Raw genomic sequence first — 20,539 nt, forward strand, 5'->3', positions numbered from 1 at the left:
GATTACATGATTGGGCGTACCGCCAGAGCTGGTCGCGAGATGACGCGGCATCGATCGGGCGTGGGTCCTGTGCTTGCGACATGGACCACGCTGGCGCTGTGTTGCGCCCTGCCCTCCGCCGCCTGGGCCGAAGCCCTGCCGGAGGCGCTCGCCAAGGCCTACCAGACCAATCCACAGCTCAATGCCGAACGTGCGCGACAACGCGCCACGGACGAGAACGTGCCGCAGGCCCTCGCCGGTTACCGGCCGCAGATCGTGGCGAGCCTCAGCGCCGGCCTGCAATCGGTGCGCAATCTGCTGCCCGACAACACCATCCAGACCGGCAATTTGAAGCCATGGATCATCGGCGTCACCGTGACGCAGACCCTGTTCAACGGCTTCCGCACCGCCAACAACGTGCGGGCCGCCGAGCTCCAGGTGCAGTCGGGCCGCGAGGCGCTGCGCAATGTCGGCCAGGGCGTGCTGCTCGACGCGGTCACCGCCTACACCAACGTGCTCGCCAACCAGTCGCTGGTCGAAGCGCAGCGTTCCAACGTCGCCTTCCTGCGCGAGACGCTCTCGGTCACCCAGCGCCGTCTCAACGCCGGCGATGTCACGCCGACCGACAGCGCGCAGGCCGAAGCGCGCCTTAACCGCGGCCTTGCCGATCTCAACGCCGCCGAGGTCGCGCTTGCCGTCAGCCAGGCGACCTATGCGCAAGTGATCGGCAATGCTCCATCGCAGCTTCGGGCCGCCGAGGCCGTCGATCGCTATCTGCCGAAGAGCCGCGAAGACGCCATGACCATGGCAATCCGCCAGCATCCGGCGGTGATGGCCGCCAGCTTCGACGTCGATGTCGCCTCCACCAACATCCGCATCGCCGAAGGCTCATTGCTGCCGAGCGCCACCATCCAGGGCAACGCCAGCAAGAGCCGCAACAACGACCCGACGCTCGGCACCTTCGCCGAGGACCAGGCCTCGATCGTCGCCAATGTCACCGCGCCGATCTACGACGGCGGCCAGGCCGCCGCGCAGACCCGGCAGGCCAAGGAGATCACGGCGCAGAGCCGGCTCGTGCTCGACCAGGTCCGCAACCAGGCTCGCACGGCGGCAGTGAGCGCCTGGGTCGCCAATGAAGGCGCCAAGATCACCGTGTCGGCCTCGGAATCCGAAGTGAAGGCTGCGACCGTCGCACTCCAGGGCGTGCAGCGCGAGGCCGCCGGCGGACAACGCACCACGGTCGACGTCTTGAACTCGCAGGCCGATTTGATCCAGGCCAAGGCCCGCCTGATCGGCGCCAACCGCGACCGCGTCATCGCATCCTACACGCTGCTCAGCGCCATCGGCCATCTCGACGTCAAGACGCTCAGCCTGAACACGCCGGATTATTTGCCCGAGGTTCACTACCACCAGGTCCGCGACGCCTGGCACGGGCTGCGCACGCCGTCGGGGCAGTAGTTTCAATCTATCGGGCCGGTGCCCATGAAAAGCCGCCGCATCCATCTGACGGGCGCTTCGGGCTCCGGCGTGACGACGCTCGGCCGGGCGCTCGCGGGCCGGCTTCGTGACCGCGCCGCGCGAGATCCGGATGAAGCGATTGCGCGCCCGCGAGGCCGCCCATTTCGGCGCTGACGCCGTCGCGCCGGGCGGCTGGCGCCACGACGAGACCGAAGACTTCGTCGAATGGGCCTCTCATTACGAAGCGGGGGATCGCGAAGGTCGCAGTCTCGCCAAGCATGAAGCATGGCTCGCGGGCCTGCCCTGCCCGGTCGTGCGCGCGGACGGCTCACGTCTGCTTGCGGACATTGTCGAGCAGCTATGCAACGAAGCGCAGCTTCGATCCGGCTGATGTGGTACCGTCCCGGCACACTGCCAAATAAAACAACCAGGGAGAGAAACCGTGCTCGATCGACGCAGCGTCCTGCTTGCCTCCCTCGCCGCCGGAGTAGCCATGACCAACAGAGCCCACGCCCGCGCGGCGCAGCCTGCGACGCCGGTCAATTTCGACGTCCCCGCGCATGCCTGCGACTGCCACACTCACATTCATGGCGACGTCGAGAAGTTTCCGTTCTTCGCCGGGCGCGTCTACACGCCCGAGCCGGCAAGCCCCGAAGAAATGGCTGCACTGCACAAGGCGCTGCATATCGAGCGCGTGGTGATCGTCACCCCCAGCGTCTACGGCACCGACAATTCGTCGACCTTGTTCGGCATGAAGGCACGCGGCGCCAATGCGCGCGGCGTCGCCGTGATCGACGACAAGACGACCGAGGTACAGCTCGATGCGATGCAGGCGGACGGTTTCCGCGGCATGCGCCTCAATCTCGCAACCGGCGGCGTCAACGACCCCAATGTCGGCAGGTCACGCTTCACCACCGCCGTCGAGCGCATGAAGGCGCGCGGCTGGCACGTGCAGCTCTACACCACGCTTCCTATGATCTCGGCGATCAAGGACCTCGTCGAGACGGCGCCGGTACCTGTCGTGTTCGACCATTTCGGCGGGCTGGAAGCTTCGCTCGGCCTGGAGCAGCCGGGTTTCTCCGATCTCGCTGCGCTGGTGAAGTCCGGCAAGGCCTATGTGAAGATCTCCGGCGCCTATCGCTCGTCAAAGCTCGCGCCCGACTATCAGGACATGGCGCCTTATGCACGTGCGCTGATCGCGGCGAATCCGGACCGCATCGTCTGGGGCACCGACTGGCCGCATCCGGATTCGAGCCGTGTCGAGGGACGCAAGCCGACCGACATCGCGCCGCTCTATCAGATCGACGACGCCCGCCTGCTCAACCAGCTTCCGGTGTGGGCACCGGATGCCGATGTGCGCAAGAAGATCCTGGTCGACAACCCGGCACGACTCTACGGATTCTGACGGTCAGCGCGCGCGGCGCGAGAAGAACGAGATCAGGACCGGCAGCGTGACGAGGATCACGACCGGCGCCAGCATCATGCCGGTGACGACGACGACCGCGAGCGGCTTCTGCACCTGCGAGCCGATTCCTTCCGACAGCGCCGCCGGCAGCAGCCCGACGCCGGCGACGACGCAGGTCATCAGCACCGGCCGGAGCTGAAGCTCGCCGGTGCGCACCACCGCACTCATGCGGTCCATGCCCTCTTCGATGAGCTGGTTGAACTGCGACAGGATGATGATCCCGTCCATCACGGCGATGCCGAACAGCGCGATGAAGCCGATCGCCGCGGAAACGCTGAATGCCGTGCCCGATATCAAAAGTCCCAGCACGCCGCCGAAGATCGCCATCGGGATCACGCTCATCGCGAGCAGCGTGTCGGTCATCGAGCCGAAATTGAACCAGAGCAGCACGCCGATCAGCGCCAGCGAGATCGGCACCACGATCGACAGCCGCCGGATTGCGTCCTGAAGGTTGCCGAACTCGCCGACCCAGTCCATGTGCGAACCGGGCGGCAGCTGCACCTGCTCGGCAATCTTCTGCTGCGCCTCGCGGATCGCACTGCCGAGGTCGCGCTCGCGCACCGAGAACTTGATCGGCAGATAGCGTTCCTGCTGCTCGCGATAGATGTAGGCCGCGCCCGAGACGAGGCTGATGGTGGCGACCTCGCTCAGGGGAATCTGCGTGACGGTGCCGTTCGGCCCGGGTGCGCCGATGCGCAAATTCTGGATCGCCTCGGCACTCCTGCGGTATTCCGGCGCGAGGCGGACGATGATCGGGAAGTGACGATCGGAGCCGGACTCGTAGAGATCGCCCGCCGTGTCGCCGCCGATCGCGACCTTGATCGTGGCGTTGATGTCGCCCGGCGCAAGGCCGTAGCGCGCGGCCTTGGCGCGGTCGATGTCGATCTGGACGGTCGGTTGGCCGAGCGAGGTGAACACCGCAAGGTCGGTGACGCCCTGCACCGTGGCCAGCACCGACTTGATCTTGTTGGCGGTGTCGGTCAGCGCCTGCAGGTCGCTGCCGAACAGCTTGATCGAGTTCTCGCCCTTCACGCCGGAGACGGCCTCGGAGACGTTGTCCTGGAGATATTGCGAGAAGTTGAACTCGACACCGGGGAAGCGATCGTCGAGCTGCTTGAGCAGTTGCGCGGTCAGCTCTTCCTTGTCGCGGGTCCCGGGCCACTGACTGATCGGTTTGAGCGGCGCGAAGAACTCGGCATTGAAGAAGCCGGCGGCGTCGGTGCCGTCGTCGGGACGGCCGTGCTGAGACACGACGGACTCGACCTCGGGCCGGGCGCGGATCACCTTGCGCATCTCGTTGACGTAGCTGTTGCCTTCCTGGAGCGAGATGGTCGGCGGCAGCGTGGCGCGAATCCAGAGATTGCCCTCTTCCAGCTTCGGCAGGAATTCGAGGCCGAGCATCCGGCTGAGCGCCACCGTCATCAGCACGAGGCCGACCGCACCGCCGAGCACGATGTTGCGGTTGGCGACCGCCCACTGCAGCAACGGCGAGTACAACCGGTGCAGGATCCGCATCACCCTGGTCTCGGTTTCCTCGACATGCGCGGGCAGGATGATCGCGGACAGCGCCGGCGTGACGGTGAAGGTCGCAAGCAGCCCGCCGGCCAGCGCATAGGCATAGGTGCGGGCCATCGGCCCGAAGATGTTGCCCTCGACGCCCGACAGCGTGAACAGCGGCAGGAAGGCCGCGATGATGATCGCCGCGGCGAAGAAGATCGAGCGCGAGACGTCGGCGGCCGCGCTGAGGATGGCGTGGCTCTTCATGCCGAACAGAGTCTCATTGGACATATGTTCGGTCTCGGACATCGGCGTCGTCTGGGTCAGACGGCGGAAGATCGCCTCCACCATGATGACGGTGGCATCGACGATCAGGCCGAAATCGATCGCGCCGACCGACAGCAAATTGGCCGATTCCCCCCGCAGCACCAGGATGATGACGGCGAAGAACAGCGCGAACGGAATGGTGGCGCCGACGATCAGCGCGCTGCGCAGGTCGCCGAGGAAGATCCACTGCAACAGCACGATCAAGAGAATGCCGACCACCATGTTGTGCAGCACGGTGTGGGTGGTGAGCTCGATCAGGTCGCCGCGGTCGTAGATGCGTTCGATGCGCACGCCGGGCGGCAGGATGCTGGAATTGTTGATGGTCTGAACGAGCTGGTGGACACGCTTGATGGTCGGCGAGCTCTGCTCGCCGCGGCGCATCAGGACGATGCCCTGCACGATGTCGTCGGACTCGTCGAGGCCGGCAATGCCGAGGCGCGGCTTCTGGCCGACGGTGACGGTGGCGACGTCCTTGACCAGCACCGGATTGCCGCCGGTCTGCGCCACCATGGTATTGGCGAGATCGTCGATCGACCGGATCAGGCCGACGCCGCGCACGACCGCCGATTGCTGGCCGATATTGACGGTATTGCCGCCGACATTGACGTTGGAATTGCCGACCGCCTGGAGCAATTGCGGCAGCGTCAGACCGTTGGCGACCAGCTTGTTGAAGTCGACCTGGAGCTCATAGGTCTTGCTCTTGCCGCCCCAGCCGGTGACGTCGATGACACCAGGCACGGCGCGGAAGCGGCGCTGCAGGATCCAGTCCTGGATGGTCTTGAGATCGAGCACGCTGTAGTTCGGCGGACCCACGAGACGGTAGCGGAAGATCTCGCCGATCGGGCTGAGCGGCGAGATCTGCGGCTGCACGTTGCCCGGCAGCGGCGCGAGCTGCGCCAGGCGGTTCAATACCTGCTGCAACGCCTCGTCATAGGTGTAGGCGAAGGAGAACTGGAGTTTGACGTCGGAGAGGCCGTAAAGCGAGATCGTGCGGATGGTCGTCAGGTTCTTCAGACCTGCGACCTGGGTCTCGATCGGGATCGTGATGTAGCGCTCGATCTCCTCCGCCGACAGCCCCGGGCTCTGCGTCACGATGTCGACCATCGGCGGGGTCGGATCGGGATAGGCCTCGATGTTGAGCTGGTTGAACGCGATGACGCCGCCGATCAGCACGGCGACGAACATCCCGACCATCAGGAAGCGCCGGTTGACGGCAAGGGCGACGAGACGATCCATCAGGTCTTCAATTTGTCTTCAGTTTTTTGGGTCGTCGATCAGCTGCCGGACGCCGCGCGGTCGATGAACAGGCTGCCTTTGGTGACGATCTGCTCGCCGGGTTTCAGATTGCTGGTGACCTCGACGAGGTTGCCGTTGATGAGGCCGATCTTGATCTGGCGCAGCTCGACCGACTTGTCCTCGCGCGCGACCCAGATGCGGACCTTGTCGGCTTCATAGATCAACGCCTGCTTCGGCACAGCGGGCGCGGCGCGATCGCCGGCCGAGTAGATCGTGACGTTGGCGAACATCTCGGGCTTGAGCAGCCCGTCCTTGTTGTCGATGGTGGCGCGGACCTGCAGGCGGCGGGTGTTGGGGTCGATCGCGGCAGCGACGTAATTGATCTTGGCGGTCAAGGGGCGGCCCGGCAGCGCCATCACGTTGACGGTGATGTCCTGGCCGATGCAGACCGCGGCGGCGTCGCTCTCGCGCACGAAGGCGGTGAGCCAGACCGTGGAGAGATCGCCGACCACGAAGACTGGATCGCTGGCGCCGGAATTGACGTACTGGCCGGGGCCGATCTTGCGCTGCACGACCGTGCCGGAGATCGGCGAATAGATCGTGACTTCCGGATTGATGGCGCCTTTGTCCTGGAACGCCTTGATGGTCTCGTCGGTGAAGCCGAGGATGCGCAGCTTGTTGCGCGCGGCTTCCAGCGCGGTCCCCGAGGAGCGCATGTCGTTGCGCGCCTGAACCTGGGTCGCTTCGGCCTGCTGATAATCCTTCAGCGGAATGGCATGGCCCTCGTAGAGGTCCTTGGCGCGCTTGAACTGGATGTCGGAGAGCTCGAGCGCCGACTTCGCCTTGTTCTGCGAGGTCATCGCCGCGATGAAATCGTTCTGGGCCTGCACGGTGTCGGCGGCCTCGATCGTGAACAGCGGTTGGCCCTGCTTCAGCATCTCACCCGGCTTGGCCAGCAGCTTGGTGACGCGGCCGGCATAGGGCGAGAACACCGGTGTCGAGCGGTCCTCGTCGACGGCGACCTTGCCTTCCGTGACATATTCGGCGCGGAAGGCCTTGGCCTTGACCGGCTCGATCGTCAGCGTCGCCCATTCGGACGGCGTCGGCGTGAAGTTCTGCGCATTCCTGCGCGACTGGCTGGAGATCTCGGAGTGCTTCTTTTCCTTGGACCCGGAAGAGAGGAAGCCGTAGGCACCGGCGCCGACACCGGCAAGAGCTAGTAGAACTACGGATGTGATCACCCGTTGTTTTGTAAACACCTGCAATCGCTTGGTATTTTCAACTACCATGGAGCCCGGTCGTGTCTGCGACGATCTCGGCAGATGCCTGCCTTATCGGTTGCGCTAATAGTGCCGAATTGGGAGTTCAAACAACCTAAAAAACGCCGGGCGCCTTTCGGTTTGCGTTAAAATTTCGCGACATGTCAGCTTCACGTCAGCTTCGCGCCGGCCACTGTGCCGGATGACTGCCGAGCGGCATTGCCGGACGGCTCCATTGCGCCGGCGTCTTCGACAGCATCGCCGAATGGCGCACCGCCTTCAACATGCCGAAGCCAGATGGCACGCTCTCGATGAACGCAGCATGTACAGCGTCGCCCGTAAGATCCGGGGTGTTCAGTCCGCCATCGAGCCGGCCGAGATTCCAAAGCCAGCGCCCGGTCTGCGCCAGCGACACACGCACGTGCCAGCTGCCGCCTTCGCGCGCCTGACGCGCCTTGGCCATCATCGCGCCGAACGCCATCAGATAGCCGGTGGCGTGATCGAGCATCTGCGCCGGCAATTCCTTGGGGCCATCGAGACCGGCAGCGCGTCCCTCGGCGTGATTGAATCCGGTCGTGGTCTGCACGAGGGAATCGAAACCGCGCCGCTCGGCCCAGGGGCCGGCGTGGCCATAGGCCGACAGCGTCACATAGACGATGCCGGGATTGATCTGCGCTGCATCCTCGGGCGCAAAGCCGAGGGCGGCGAGCGCGCGCGGGCGATAGCCCTGCGAGAAGATGTCGGCGTCCCGCAACAGTTCGCGCAATTGCGCCCTGCCCGTCTCGCTCTTCAGTTCGATGAAGGTGGTGAGCTTGCCGCGGCCGGTGTCGATGGTGAGCCAGGGAATGGCGGGCAGCTCCGGCCCTGACACCAGCAGCACATCCGCACCATGCGCAGCGAGCGTGCGGCCGGCGACGGGCCCCGCGATGACTCGAGAGAGATCGAGCACGCGCAGGGCTGCAAGCGGACGATCGCCTTTTGGCCACGGCTTTGGCGGGGCCTCGCCGATCTTCTCGATCGAGAGCAGCGGCAACCCGGCGAGCGCACGCGCCTGCGGCAGCGCGGACCATTCGTCGTGGGAGCGCATGAGCGCGACGACGCCGCCCGCCGCGTAAGCCGCAGTCTCGAAATCCTCGCCCTTCCATTGCATCAGCGCGGCCTGCACCTTGTCGCGCTCCGCCTCGCAGCCGAGCACCTTGCAGACGGCGTCGCGATGATGCGGGAAATTGGTGTGGCAGCGAACGAAGCGATTGTCGCCGGTCCTGTAGACGCCGGCGATGGCGTCCCAGGCCGGGGGCGGCGGCTTGTCGTCGAGAAGCAGATAGCGCTCGGAGCGGCATTCGGCAACGGCGTGGCGCATGTCGACGGAGACATCCTGCGTCTGCCCGCTGCGCAGTCGCCAGATCTCCGCGGCGGCGAGGCCGGCCGCGGCGATGGTCGTCTGTCCGGCAATTGCGACGCGGAACGAGGACGGAAGCTGAGGCTCTTCGCCGCTCAGCCGTACGCGTTCGAGCGCTGGTGCATCGCCCCCGGCGGAGGTCCAGATGTCCTTGAGAATGTCGGCAGGGCTTTGCATGGCCGCTTCTCTCCCTTAGTTTTTCAAGCGACCATCCATTAGCCCATAAGGAAATGCAATGGCCGCCATCGACCCCCTTACCGCAGGCGCCGTGTTCATCGCAACGGCGGCCACAGACGCGGTCTATGTCATGTTCACCTCGGCCGTGATCGCGCGAAAACGCGTGCCGGCCGCGAACTGGAGTGCGGTCTGGTACCTGCTCTCCTCCTACGCCGTGATCAGCTACACCGAAAACGCCTTTTACGTTGCCTTCGCCGCGATCGGCTCCTGGGCCGGCGCTTATGCCTCGCTGACCTTCCTGCACCGCCCGCCCGGCGGCCCGCCGGTGGGCGCCGCGCCGGAGTGAGGAGGCCCCACCTCTCTCCACGTCATTGCGAGGAGCTCGCGACAAGATTGCGTGGCAATTTTGTGCTGATGCGACCAAGCCAGTCTATTTCCGCAGATGCATTTCCGGATTGCTTCGCTGCGCCCGCAATGACCATGTGGAGGCTTCTGGGCGTCTTCCGAAACAGCTACACTCCCGCGACCAACAAAAAGGAAACCCAACAATGGATCTCGGTCTCAAAGGCAAGAACGCCATCGTGCTCGGCGGCACGCGCGGCATCGGGCGGGCGATTGCGGAGACGCTCGCCGGTGAAGGCACCAATGTCGCGGTGTGCGCGCGCAATGCAGATCAGGTTGCGGCTACCGTTGCCGAGCTGAAGGCGAAGGGCGCCAACGCCACCGGCGGCCCGGTCGACGTGACCGACGGCGCAGCGCTGAAATCCTGGATCGAGGGTGCCGCAAAAGAGCTCGGCGGCGTCGACCTGTTGTTCTCCAACGCCGGCGCGATGGCGCAAGGCCACGATCCCGCATCGTGGGAGCAGAACTTCCGGCTCGACCTGCTTGGCGCCGTGCACGCGTTCGACGCCGCGCGGCCGTTCCTCGAAGCGAGCGGCGAGAGAAGCGGCGACGCCGCCTTCGTCATCATCTCCTCGATCTCGGCGGCGCAGGCGGACACGGCCAGTTCCTACGGCCCGATCAAGGCGGCGCTGATCCACATGGCCAAGGGGCTGGCGCGGCAATATGCAAAGAAGAAGATCCGCGTGAATGTCGTGTCGCCCGGCACGGTCTATTTCAAGGGCGGCGTCTGGGAGATGGTCGAGAAGAACATGCCCGAGCGTTACGCCGACGCGATGAAGCGCAATCCGACCGGCCGGATGGCCACGCCGCAGGAAATCGCGAGCGCCGCGGTGTTTCTGGCAAGCCCGGTGTCGGGGTTCACGACGGGATCGAATCTCGTCGTGGACGGCGCGATCTCGAACCGGGTGAATTTTTAAGGCGCGACGTCATCATCGAGGAGCTCGTAGGGTAAACAAAGCAAAGCGTGCCCACGTCTTCGCGACGAGCCGCAAAAGGAGGTGGGCACGGCGCTTACGCGCCTTTGCCCACCCTACGGCAGCCGTGCGTGTGGCAGCACTTCGCCCCGCCCCTCAATGAAAATCCCGCGACGGCGGCAGGATGCGGACGTTGCGGGGGTGGCGGATTTTCTGCGCCGGCATGTCCGCAAGCGCGCGAGAGTCTTCGTTGAGCGGCTCGACCACGGTGGCACCTGCCGGCACCGGATGCTTGCGGCTCAGCGCGTCGTTGGCGAGGCCGACCAGATCATGCGAGCGATCGATCATGCGTTGGGCGATGAGATGCGTCACCTTCTCGGGACTGCTCTGGATATAGCCTTCGACCAGGATGAGGCGCGCGCCCATGACTTCTTTCCGGTACTGCTCCATGATCTTGGGCCACACCACGACATTGGCGATGCCGGTTTCGTCCTCCAGCGTCATGAACACGACGCCGCTGGCGCTGCCCGGCCGTTGCCGCACCAGCACCACGCCGGCGCAGCGGACGCGGCGACGCTCGTTCTCGTGACTGATATCCTTGCAGGCGACGACGCGCTCGCGCGAAAACATTTCGCGCAAGAATTCCATCGGGTGCCCCTTCAGCGATAGCCGGATGGTCTGGTAGTCCGCGACCACCTGCTCGGAACGCGGCATCACCGGCAGCGGTTGCGCGTGCTCGTCCGGCTGCTCGCGCGCGGTCGCCGCCTCGAACAGCGGCAGCGGCACGTCGTCGGGCAGCCGCCGCACCTGCCACAGCGCCTCGCGGCGGTCGAGCCCGAGCGAGCGAAACGCGTCGGCATCGGCCAGCAGGATCAGCGCGCGCTTGGGCAGGCCGGTGTCGCGGGCGAAATCCTCCAGCGAGGTAAAGGGGCGGCGGTTGCGGGCGGCGATGATGCGGTCGCCCCAGTCTTCCTGAGTGACATAGATCTTGCCTTGCCGCTTCGCCTGCTCCTTCTTGAGGGCCTCCTCATCGGGATCGAGCCAGTGGAAGCCGTCGATCTGGCGAAAGCCAAGGCGGACGGCACAATACCTGCCGTCAGTATTCTCCAGCGTGTTCTGCGCAAAACTACAGGACACGTCGATGTCGCGCACCTCGACGCCGTTCTTGCGGGCGTCGCTGACGATCTGTGCGGGCGCATAAAAGCCCATCGGCTGCGAGTTCAGGAGGCCACAGCAGAAAGCGTCGGGGTGATGATATTTCAGCCATGACGAGATGTAGACGAGCTGGGCGAAGCTCGCGGCGTGGCTCTCCGGGAAACCGTAGGAGCCAAAGCCCTTGATCTGGTCAAAGCAGCTTCTGGCAAAATTGGCATCGTAACCGCGCGCGACCATGTTGCCGATCAGCTTCTCCTCGTATTGGCCAATGGTGCCTACATTGCGGAAGGTCGCCATCGAGCGGCGCAGGCCGTTGGCTTCCTCGGACGTGAATTTTGCCGCCTCGATCGCGATGCGCATGGCCTGCTCCTGGAACAGAGGCACGCCCTTCGTCTTGTGCAGCACCTTGTAGAGTTCGTCCGCGGGACCATGCTCGGGCGATGGCGAGGGATAGGTCACCTTCTCCAGGCCGTTCCGCCGACGCAAATACGGATGCACCATGTCGCCCTGGATCGGACCCGGCCGCACGATCGCGACTTCGATGACGAGGTCGTAGAAGGTCCGCGGCTTCAGGCGCGGCAGCATGTTCATCTGGGCGCGGCTCTCGACCTGGAACACGCCGAGCGATTCCCCATCACACAGCATGTCGTAAACCTTGGGATCGTCCTGTGGAACGCTCGCCAGCACAAAACGCTCGCCTTTGTGGTCTGCGATCAGATCAAAACATTTCCGGATGCAGGTCAGCATGCCCAGCGCGAGCACGTCGACCTTCATCATGTTGAGCGCGTCGACGTCGTCCTTGTCCCACTCGATGAAGGTGCGGTCGTCCATCGCCGCGTTGCCGATGGGGACATAGGTGTCGAGCCGGTCCTGGGTCAGCACATAACCGCCGACATGCTGGGAGAGATGGCGGGGGAATTCGATCAGCTCGGTTGCAAGCTCGACCGCAAGGTTGATCATGGGATTTTGCGGATCGAGCCCGGCCTGCCTGACCTGCATGTCGTTGAGGCCCTTGCCCCAACTGCCCCAGACGGTGTCGGCGAGCGCGGCGGTGACGTCCTCGGTCAGGCCCAGCGCCTTGCCGACGTCGCGGATGGCGCTGCGCGGGCGATAGTGGATGACCGTTGCGATGATCGCGGCACGATGGCGGCCGTAGCGGCGATAGACATATTGCATCACCTCCTCGCGCCGGGAATGCTCGAAATCGACGTCGATGTCAGGCGGCTCCAGCCGCTCCTTGGAGATGAAGCGCTCGAACAACAGATCGACCTTGGTCGGATCGACCGAGGTGATGCCGAGCACGTAGCACACGGCCGAGTTCGCTGCCGACCCCCGCCCCTGGCACAGGATGCTCTGGCTGCGCGCGTAATGCACGATGTCGTGCACGGTGAGGAAATAATGCGCGTATTTCAGCTCGGCGATCAGCGCGAGTTCTTTGTTCAACGTCGCGCGCAGCTTGTCGTCAATGTTCTCGATGCCGCCAAAGTATTTATCGACGCCCGCCCAGGTCAAATCCTCCAGATGTCCTTGCGCGGTCTTGCCCGGCGGCACCGGCTCATCCGGATACTGGTATTTGAGCTGGTCGAGCGAGAAGTCGATCTTCCCCGCAAAACGCATGGTCTCCGCGATCGCCTCGGGGACATCGCGGAACAGCCGCGCCATCTCCCTAGGTGTTTTCAGAAAACGCTCGGCATTGGCTTCCAGCTTACGCCCCACAGCCTCGATCGTGGTCTTTTCCCGGATGCAGGTCAGCACGTCCTGAAGCGGACGGCGGCCGGGATCGTGATAGAGCACCTCGTTGGTCGCGAGCAGCGGCACTTTTGCTTTGGCCGCGAGGTCATCGAGCCGTGCCAGGCGGCGCCGGTCGTCGCCGCGATAGACCAGGCTCGCTGCCAGCCACACGCCCTCGGCGCGGCTCGCCCTCAGCTTTGCAAGCACATCCAGCGCCTGCGCCGGCTCGAAGCGATGCGGCAACGTCAGGACCAAAAGCTGCCCCTCGGAGAATTCCAGGAGATCGGCAAAGGTGAGACGGCACTCGCCCTTCTCGATCCGCGTGATGTCGTCGCCGCGCTTGCCTTTGGTCAGGAGCTGGCACAGCCGGCCATAGGCGGCGCGGTCGCGCGGGTAGACAAAAATGTCGGGCGTGCCGTCGATGAAGACGATGCGCGCACCGATCAGCAGTTTCGGCTTGTGCAGCACCTTGTCATTGTCGAGCTCATTCCAGGCCCGCACCACGCCGGCGAGCGTGTTGTGGTCGGCGATTCCGATCGCGGGAATGCCGAGCTTGCTCGCCTGATGCACATAGGCGCGCGGATCCGAGCCGCCGCGCAGGAAGGAGAAATTGGTGGTGATGCCGATCTCGGCATAAGCGGGGCTATTCATGCGAAGAGACCGTGCACATACCAGCCGGGAGAAGCAGGCTCGCCGTCGCCGTCGAACACCTCCCCCTCGTAAAGTCCGTCGCGAAAAATCCAGAAGCGCAGGCCCTCGGCATCCTCGATGCGAAAGTAATCCCGGGTCAGCTGCTTGCCGTCCTGCCGCCACCATTCCATCGCGATACGCTCGGGTCCTTCCACCCGCACCACGGCATGCAGCGCGCGGCGCCAGGTGAACTGATGCGGCGGACCATCCGGCACGGCCGCGAATGGCACCTTGATCGGCTCCGGCTTGTCGAACAGCCTTAAGGGACGCAGCGGTGGCTCGCTTTCGGTCCGTGCCGGCCATTCGGCCTGCATGGCGGCGGCGAGATGATGCTGCGCCGGGGCGGCCAGCACCGCACATTCGGGGATATGGGTATCCTCAGGCAGGTGCACGACGACGCGCTTTCCGCCGATGCGCGCGGCAATGCGGTCGATCAGGGCGGCAAGCTCGTCATTGTCGTGGACATGGGCGTCGAGATCGCGCTGCTCCTGCACCACGATCTCGGTGCGGCTCGCCGACAGGCGAACCATATCGAAGCCAAAACCGGGATCGAGGGGATCGGCGAGCGCATCGAGACGCTCGCGGAACAGCCGGTCGATCACCGCGCTTCGCGTCACCGGACGTCCGGTCTCGACCATGATCGCGCGCACCACGCCGTCGGTGCGGAAGAACGCGGCTTCCAGCCGGCGCGCGCCCTTGCCCTGCTTCTCCATGGAGGCAATCAGCGTGTCCGCCAGCCGCGACAGCGTCATCGCGATCATGGTGTCGGTCGCGATCGGCTCGGCGAAACGCTTCTCCACGATATAATCAGGCAGCGGTTTTCGCGGATTGATCGGCGCATCGCCCTGCCCCAGCGCATGCGCCAGCAGCGTGGAGAACCGCGCTCCGAACCGCGCCGTGATCTCGCTCGGCGAGCGCGTGGCGACGTCGCCGATGGTCTTGAGGCCGGCGCGGCGCAGGCCGGTGGTGATGGCCTCGCCCGCACCGAGCGCGGACACCGGAAACCGGCTGATCGCCTCCGCCTCGCCGCCATCGGCAACGATGGTGCCCGTGGTCTGCCGCGTCAGCGTGCGCGCGCAGACCGAGGTGCCGGCGATTGCCGCGCTGACGGCAAAGCCTTGTCGGCCGAGCGCCCGAACCAGCGCTTGCAACAGCGCAGCCTCGCCGCCGAACAGATGCGCACAGCCGGTGATGTCGAGGAACAGCCCGTGCGGCGGATCGAGCGCGACCAGCGGCGTGAAGCGGTCGCACCAGTCGGCGATGTCGCTAAGCGTCTTCGCATCGGCCGCGACATCGGCGTCGAACACGCGCAAATCCGGGCACATCGCCCGCGCATTGGCGAGCGGCTGACCTACGTACAGGCCGAGACGCTCGGCAGCCTCGTCCAGCGCATGGATCACCAGCGCATTGTTGTCCTTGATGACGACGATGCTCGGCTCATTATTGGTTTTACCCAGCCCGGAGCTGTTGAAGAACCGCTGGATCCGGTCGATGGGCAGGCGTGGCAGCCACAGGCTGAGAATACGTCGACGGTTCACTGAACTGGCACTCATCACAATTCCATTCCATGATCCACCGGCCGCAGGGGCCATGACGATTACGCAAGAGTTCGGCATCGAAGCGCGGCGCGCCCCATGCGTCCCACACCGACCCCGGCGGCGAATGCGCCGCGCGCAGCATCCACCTGGTCTCCGCGGTCGAAGGCAGCGGCTGCGCCGCCATCCGCAGCATCAGGCCGGTGACGCCGGAGCCTTGCGCGGCCAGCGTCAGCTTGCGGCTCGCCACGAGATCGAACTGCCTGGTTTCGCCCCAGAGCTCGAGCACGACGGCGCCCAGCGCATCGCAGGCGAGCGCATCGGCCGAGGTACGCAGCGCGCTCTCGACATCGGCGGCGCGCACCATCACCACGCGGCGCGGATCGAGGCCGAGCTCGGCGAGCCCGCTCATCGACAGCGCGCCTGCCTCTATCTCTGAAAAATCCTGCCGTACCCACAGCAGCGGCCGCTGCACCGAGACGCGCCCGGCAAGCCCCATGACGAAGCCGGTCGCGGCCGTCCCCTGAGACCCAGTGCAAAACACCTCGTGGATCGCCGCGCGCGCGAGCCCGCCCTTCAACGCGTTGTCGGCTTCGCTGTGACCGAGCGCGACGCGATCGTGCGGATGCACGACCGTCGCCGTCTCGATGCGCTCGATCTGGCCGCGCAAGGTCGCAAGCGCGCTTGTCCGTGCGCCGCTCATGCTCGCCGCTCCTTCAGGGGTGATTGCCGATGGCTCTCAAAAAGAGAACCAGCGGCTGGCTCATTTGTTCATGATATGTTCTAATATAAAGCTAACGGCGCGTAGAGAGTCAATCGAATTGGCGCGCAAGCGGATTCATGAGCTGAATCAAAGGGATTCCAAGATGGACGTACAACGCAAGCTGGAAATCCTGGCGGACGCCGCCAAATACGACGCGTCCTGCGCCTCCAGCGGCACGGAGAAGCGGGATTCCAGCGACGGCAAGGGCATGGGGTCGACCGCACCCGGCATGGGCATCTGCCATTCCTATGCGCCGGATGGACGCTGCATCTCGCTGCTCAAGGTGCTGCTGACTAACGCCTGCAATTACGATTGCCTCTATTGCGTCAACCGCGCCTCCTCCAACGTGCCGCGCGCCCGCTTCACCGTCGACGAGGTGGTGAAGCTCACGCTCGACTTTTACCGGCGCAATTACATCGAGGGTCTGTTTCTCTCCTCAGGCATCATCCGCAGCCCCGACTACACCATGGAGCAGGTCGTGAGCGTCGCGCGAAAGCTGCGCGAGGATCATCACTTCCGCGGCTATATCCATCTCAAGACCATTCCCGAGGCCGACGATGCGCTGATCGCGGAAGCCGGCAAATATGCCGATCGTCTCTCCATCAACATCGAGATGCCCGAGGAAACGAGCCTGCAGCAATTCGCGCCGGAGAAGGACGTGCGCGCGATCCGCCGCACCATGGGCCGGCTGCGGCTGAAGCTGGACGAGGCCGAGGAAGGCCGCAGCGCGAAGACCAAGGCAAAGCCGCAGCGCTTCGCGCCGGCGGGCCAAAGCACGCAGATGATCGTCGGTGCTGATGCAGCCTCCGACCACACCATTCTCCACACCAGCGCCAATCTCTACGGCGCCTACCGTCTGCGGCGCGTCTACTACTCCGCCTTCAGCCCGATCCCCGACGCCAGCCGCGCCTTGCCTCTGGTGCAGCCGCCGCTGCTGCGCGAGCACCGGCTCTACCAGGCCGACTGGCTGATGCGGTTCTACGGTTTCGACGTTGCGGAGATCGTCGACGACAGCGCGATGCTGCCGCTCGACATCGATCCGAAGCTGGCCTGGGCGCTGCGTCATCGCGACCGCTTCCCGCTCGACGTCAACCGCGCCAGCCGCGAGGAGCTGCTGCGCGTGCCGGGCTTCGGCACCAAGGCGGTCGAGCGCATCATTGCAACACGGCGCACCACCACGATCCGCCTCGCCGATCTCGCCCGCCTGCACGTGCCCCGCAACAAGGCGCTGCCGTTCATCGTCCTCAGCGATCACCGGCCCTCGCCGCACCGTCTTGATGCGGCCGGGCTGATCGAACGGTTCAAGCCGAAAGCAACGCAACTGGGATTTGGCTTCTGATGCAGTACATCACCCTCGACACCGAAACCGATTTCGACGGCTGGCGCAAAGCCGCGCGCAGCCTCGTGCTTCATCACGTGCAGCCCACCGATGTCACCTGGACCGTGCAGGGCGGCGAGGCGGAGTTGTTCGCGCCGCAAGCACCGTCTCCGATCCTCGAGGCGAACGAAGGCACCTTCAACGTATCAGGCAAATTCGTCGAGCTAGCCCAGGCCGCAATCCTGCACCGCGATATCCAGCGCTTTGCGATCCTCTATCGCCTGCTCTGGCGGCTGAAGGACAACCACGATCTCATCGAGGTCGCGACCGACCCTGACGTCGCGCAGGTCACGGCGATGGCTCGCGCGGTCCATCGCGACGAGCACAAGATGCACGCCTTCGTCCGCTTCCGCGAGATCGGACGCGAGCGCGCAGCACATTACGTCGCCTGGTTCGAGCCGGAGCATCACATCGTCGAGCTCGCCGCCCCGTTCTTCGCAAGACGCTTTGCCGACATGCCCTGGTCGATCCTGACGCCGGACCTCTGCGCGCATTGGGATGGCCACGCGCTCGCGTTCACGCCGGGCGTCAGCAAGAGCGAAGCACCGGGCGAAGACCGGCTGGAGGAAACCTGGCGGCGCTATTACGCCAGCATCTTCAATCCGGCCCGGCTCAAGGTGAAGGCGATGCAGGCCGAGATGCCGAAGAAATATTGGAGGAACCTGCCCGAGGCCTCGATCATTAAGCCCTTGATCGAGGACGCCGAACGCATGACCGGCGCCATGATCGCCAATGCGGCAACCGATCCGCACAAGCCTCAGAAGCGGCCGGAGGCTCCGATGAAACGCAAGCCAGCTGCCGACGATCTCGAAGCGCTCCGCGCGGAGGCCGCGCATTGCCGGGCCTGCCATCTCTACAAAGACGCGACCCAGACCGTGTTCGGCGAGGGCCCGAGATCCGCCAACATCATGCTGGTCGGCGAGCAGCCCGGCGACAAGGAAGACCTCGCCGGCCATCCCTTCGTCGGCCCGGCCGGCCAGATGCTCGACCGTGCGCTGGAGGAGGCCGGTGTCGACCGCAAGAAGGTCTATGTCACCAACGCGGTGAAGCACTTCAAATTCGTGCCGCGCGGAAAGATCCGCCTGCACCAGAAGCCGAATACGCCGGAGATCAAAGCGTGCCGGCAATGGTTCGAACGGGAAGTTTCGGCAATCCAGCCTGATCTGATCGTGGCGATGGGCGCCACCGCCGCGCAAAGCGTGTTCGGCAAGATCACTCCGATCGGCAAGACCCGCGGCCGGCTCATCGACCTTCCCGACGGACGCAAGGCTTTGGTGACGGTGCACCCGTCCTATCTGCTGCGGCTGCCCGATCCGGAAGCCAAGGTTCTGGAATATCAGCGCTTTGTCGACGATTTGAAGATCGTGGCCGGCTTGCAGAAGAAAGCCGCGCGGGCCGCCTAAATACTGGCAGGAAAACGGTTTTCAACCGCCGCTTGTCATCCAGCCTTCAAATCCATCGCGGACAATACCCTTACTTCAAAGTTAAGGGGCGTCCAGACATGACCGATGTTGCATTCGACCGCGCGGTAGCCGATCCCGCGCCGATCCAGCCGGCCTCGCGGCCAAATCTCGACAAGGGCTTCAATCCGCTGACGATGATCCTGTTCTTCGGCATCCTCGCCGCGGGGCTGCTGTTCGTCGCCTACAGCATCTATGTCGACGTCAACGCGACCGGCGCACGCGTGACGAGCTACCTGCCCTACATCCTGTTGTTCGTCGCGCTCCTGATCGCGCTCGGCTTCGAATTCGTCAACGGCTTCCACGACACCGCCAATGCGGTGGCGACCGTGATCTACACCCATTCGCTGCCGGCCGAAGTCGCGGTGATGTGGTCGGGCTTCTTCAACTTCCTCGGCGTGCTCATGTCCTCCGGCGCGGTCGCCTTCGGCATCGTCTCGCTGCTGCCGGTCGAGCTGATCCTGCAGGTCGGCTCCAGCGCCGGCTTCGCGATGGTGTTCGCGCTGCTGATCGCCGCGATCCTGTGGAATCTCGGCACCTGGTTCTTCGGCCTGCCCGCCTCCTCCTCGCACACGCTGATCGGCTCGATCATCGGCGTCGGCGTCGCCAACGCCGTCATGCGCGGCCGCGACGGCACCTCGGGCGTGGACTGGACCAAGGCGACCGAGATCGGCTACGCGCTGCTGCTGTCGCCGCTGTTCGGCTTCATCTGCGCCGCGACGCTGCTGCTGCTGCTCAAGTTCATCGTGCGCAACCCGGCCCTGTATGCTGCGCCCGAAGGCAACAAGGCGCCGCCGCTCTGGATCCGCGGCCTGCTGATCGCGACCTGCACCGGCGTCAGCTTCGCGCACGGTTCGAACGACGGCCAGAAGGGCATGGGCCTGATCATGCTGATCCTGATCGGTACCGTGCCGACCGCCTACGCGCTCAACCGCGCACTGCCGGAATCCCAGGTCGCCCAGTTCCAGAAGGTCTCGGATGCCGCCTCCAAGGTGATCGCGGCCAAGGGTGCCGGTCACTCGATCATCGGCGATCCCCGTCCTGCGGTGACGCAGTACATCACCTCGCACCACATCAGCGAAGGCACCTACCCCTCGCTGTCGGTGCTGGTGAAGGATGTCGGCGACCAGGTCGCGAAATACGGCTCGCTCAACAAGGTGCCGGCGGAAGTGGTCGGCAACACCCGTAACGACATGTACCTGACCTCCGAAGCGATCCGCTTCCTGATGAAGGACAAGGAAAACGAGCTCAACAAGGAAGAGGTCGCGACCTTGAACGCCTACAAGGGCGGGCTCGACAGCGCCACGAAGTTCATCCCGACCTGGGTGAAGGTCGCCGTCGCCATCGCGCTCGGCCTCGGCACCATGATCGGCTGGAAGCGCATCGTCATCACGGTCGGCGAGAAGATCGGCAAGAGCCATTTGACCTACGCACAAGGCGCCTCGGCCGAGCTGGTGGCCGCCGCTACGATCGGCGCCGCCGACGTGTTCGGCCTGCCGGTTTCGACCACGCATGTGCTGTCGTCGGGCGTCGCCGGCACCATGGCGGCCAACGGCTCGGGCTTGCAAATGGCGACCATCCGCAATTTGCTGATGGCCTGGGTGCTGACGCTGCCCTGCGCGATCATGCTGTCGGCCACGCTCTACGTGATCTTCTCGCGGATGTTCTGAGAAGAACGACACTCATCAACGCGAATGGCCGGGCTTGTCCCGGC

Annotated in this window: 14 protein-coding genes; 8 read left to right on the forward strand and 6 right to left on the reverse strand. The window is 64.9% G+C overall.

Annotated features, from left to right (window positions below; genetic code table 11):
* Positions 1-39 precede the first annotated feature (39 nt).
* The 3 genes from GDN70_RS27080 to GDN70_RS27090 all read left to right on the forward strand — a co-directional run bounded on the left by GDN70_RS27080 (position 40) and on the right by GDN70_RS27090 (position 2,842).
* The gene (locus tag GDN70_RS27080; protein WP_038971540.1) at positions 40-1,437 is read left to right on the forward strand and encodes a TolC family outer membrane protein; all 1,398 of its coding nucleotides are present in this window, start codon (positions 40-42) and stop codon (positions 1,435-1,437) included.
* A gap of 106 nt (positions 1,438-1,543) precedes the next feature.
* On the forward strand, positions 1,544-1,828 hold the full coding sequence (locus GDN70_RS27085) for a hypothetical protein (RefSeq protein ID WP_370091933.1): 285 nt from the start codon (positions 1,544-1,546) through the stop codon (positions 1,826-1,828).
* A gap of 51 nt (positions 1,829-1,879) precedes the next feature.
* Positions 1,880-2,842, forward strand: a complete 963-nt coding sequence (locus GDN70_RS27090; protein ID WP_038971541.1) for an amidohydrolase — start codon at positions 1,880-1,882, stop codon at positions 2,840-2,842.
* A 3-nt stretch (positions 2,843-2,845) separates the two neighbouring features.
* Here the strand turns inward: GDN70_RS27090 and GDN70_RS27095 are convergent, their stop codons facing one another.
* From GDN70_RS27095 to GDN70_RS27105, 3 genes are all read right to left on the reverse strand, one after another.
* The gene (locus GDN70_RS27095; protein ID WP_028143190.1) at positions 2,846-5,962 is read right to left on the reverse strand and encodes an efflux RND transporter permease subunit; all 3,117 of its coding nucleotides are present in this window, start codon (positions 5,960-5,962) and stop codon (positions 2,846-2,848) included.
* 38 nt (positions 5,963-6,000) lie between these two features.
* Entirely contained in the window at positions 6,001-7,251 is a 1,251-nt protein-coding gene (locus GDN70_RS27100) for an efflux RND transporter periplasmic adaptor subunit (RefSeq protein ID WP_038947806.1), read from the reverse strand.
* Between the two features lie 145 nt (positions 7,252-7,396).
* Entirely contained in the window at positions 7,397-8,797 is a 1,401-nt protein-coding gene (locus GDN70_RS27105; RefSeq protein ID WP_038971542.1) for a CoA transferase, read from the reverse strand.
* 58 nt (positions 8,798-8,855) lie between these two features.
* Between GDN70_RS27105 and GDN70_RS27110 the strand changes: the two genes are divergently transcribed.
* Together GDN70_RS27110 and GDN70_RS27115 are read left to right on the forward strand one after the other, a co-directional pair.
* On the forward strand, positions 8,856-9,143 hold the full coding sequence (locus GDN70_RS27110) for a hypothetical protein (protein WP_008136644.1): 288 nt from the start codon (positions 8,856-8,858) through the stop codon (positions 9,141-9,143).
* A gap of 202 nt (positions 9,144-9,345) precedes the next feature.
* Positions 9,346-10,116: an SDR family NAD(P)-dependent oxidoreductase gene (locus tag GDN70_RS27115; protein WP_028143193.1), complete on the forward strand. Its 771-nt coding sequence runs from the start codon at positions 9,346-9,348 to the stop codon at positions 10,114-10,116.
* 153 nt (positions 10,117-10,269) lie between these two features.
* On the opposite strand, the gene GDN70_RS27120 is transcribed toward GDN70_RS27115, so the two are convergent.
* Genes GDN70_RS27120 through GDN70_RS27130 form a run of 3 tightly spaced genes read right to left on the reverse strand, consistent with a single transcriptional unit; the run spans position 10,270 to position 15,927 of the window.
* Complete coding sequence (locus GDN70_RS27120) at positions 10,270-13,650, reverse strand: error-prone DNA polymerase (protein WP_095424625.1); 3,381 nt, start codon at positions 13,648-13,650, stop codon at positions 10,270-10,272.
* Entirely contained in the window at positions 13,647-15,242 is a 1,596-nt protein-coding gene (locus tag GDN70_RS27125) for a DNA polymerase Y family protein (RefSeq protein ID WP_038971545.1), read from the reverse strand. The genes GDN70_RS27120 and GDN70_RS27125 overlap by 4 nt, the downstream gene beginning before the upstream one ends.
* Complete coding sequence (locus GDN70_RS27130) at positions 15,139-15,927, reverse strand: ImuA family protein (RefSeq protein ID WP_038971546.1); 789 nt, start codon at positions 15,925-15,927, stop codon at positions 15,139-15,141. The genes GDN70_RS27125 and GDN70_RS27130 overlap by 104 nt, the downstream gene beginning before the upstream one ends.
* Before the next feature lie 163 nt (positions 15,928-16,090).
* Here GDN70_RS27130 and GDN70_RS27135 point away from each other — a divergent pair, with 163 nt between their 5' ends.
* From GDN70_RS27135 to GDN70_RS27145, 3 genes are all read left to right on the forward strand, one after another.
* A complete protein-coding gene (locus GDN70_RS27135) occupies positions 16,091-17,326 on the forward strand; it encodes a putative DNA modification/repair radical SAM protein (RefSeq protein ID WP_038971568.1) in 1,236 nt (411 codons plus the stop codon).
* Positions 17,326-18,768, forward strand: a complete 1,443-nt coding sequence (locus GDN70_RS27140) for a UdgX family uracil-DNA binding protein (RefSeq protein ID WP_038971547.1) — start codon at positions 17,326-17,328, stop codon at positions 18,766-18,768. The genes GDN70_RS27135 and GDN70_RS27140 overlap by 1 nt, the downstream gene beginning before the upstream one ends.
* A gap of 98 nt (positions 18,769-18,866) precedes the next feature.
* Positions 18,867-20,495 (forward strand): inorganic phosphate transporter, encoded by a 1,629-nt coding sequence (locus GDN70_RS27145; protein ID WP_038971548.1) that lies wholly within the window; start codon positions 18,867-18,869, stop codon positions 20,493-20,495.
* Positions 20,496-20,539 lie beyond the last annotated feature (44 nt).

It is taken from the genome of Bradyrhizobium sp. TM102, from assembly GCF_009176685.1.
Lineage (GTDB): Bacteria > Pseudomonadota > Alphaproteobacteria > Rhizobiales > Xanthobacteraceae > Bradyrhizobium > Bradyrhizobium ottawaense.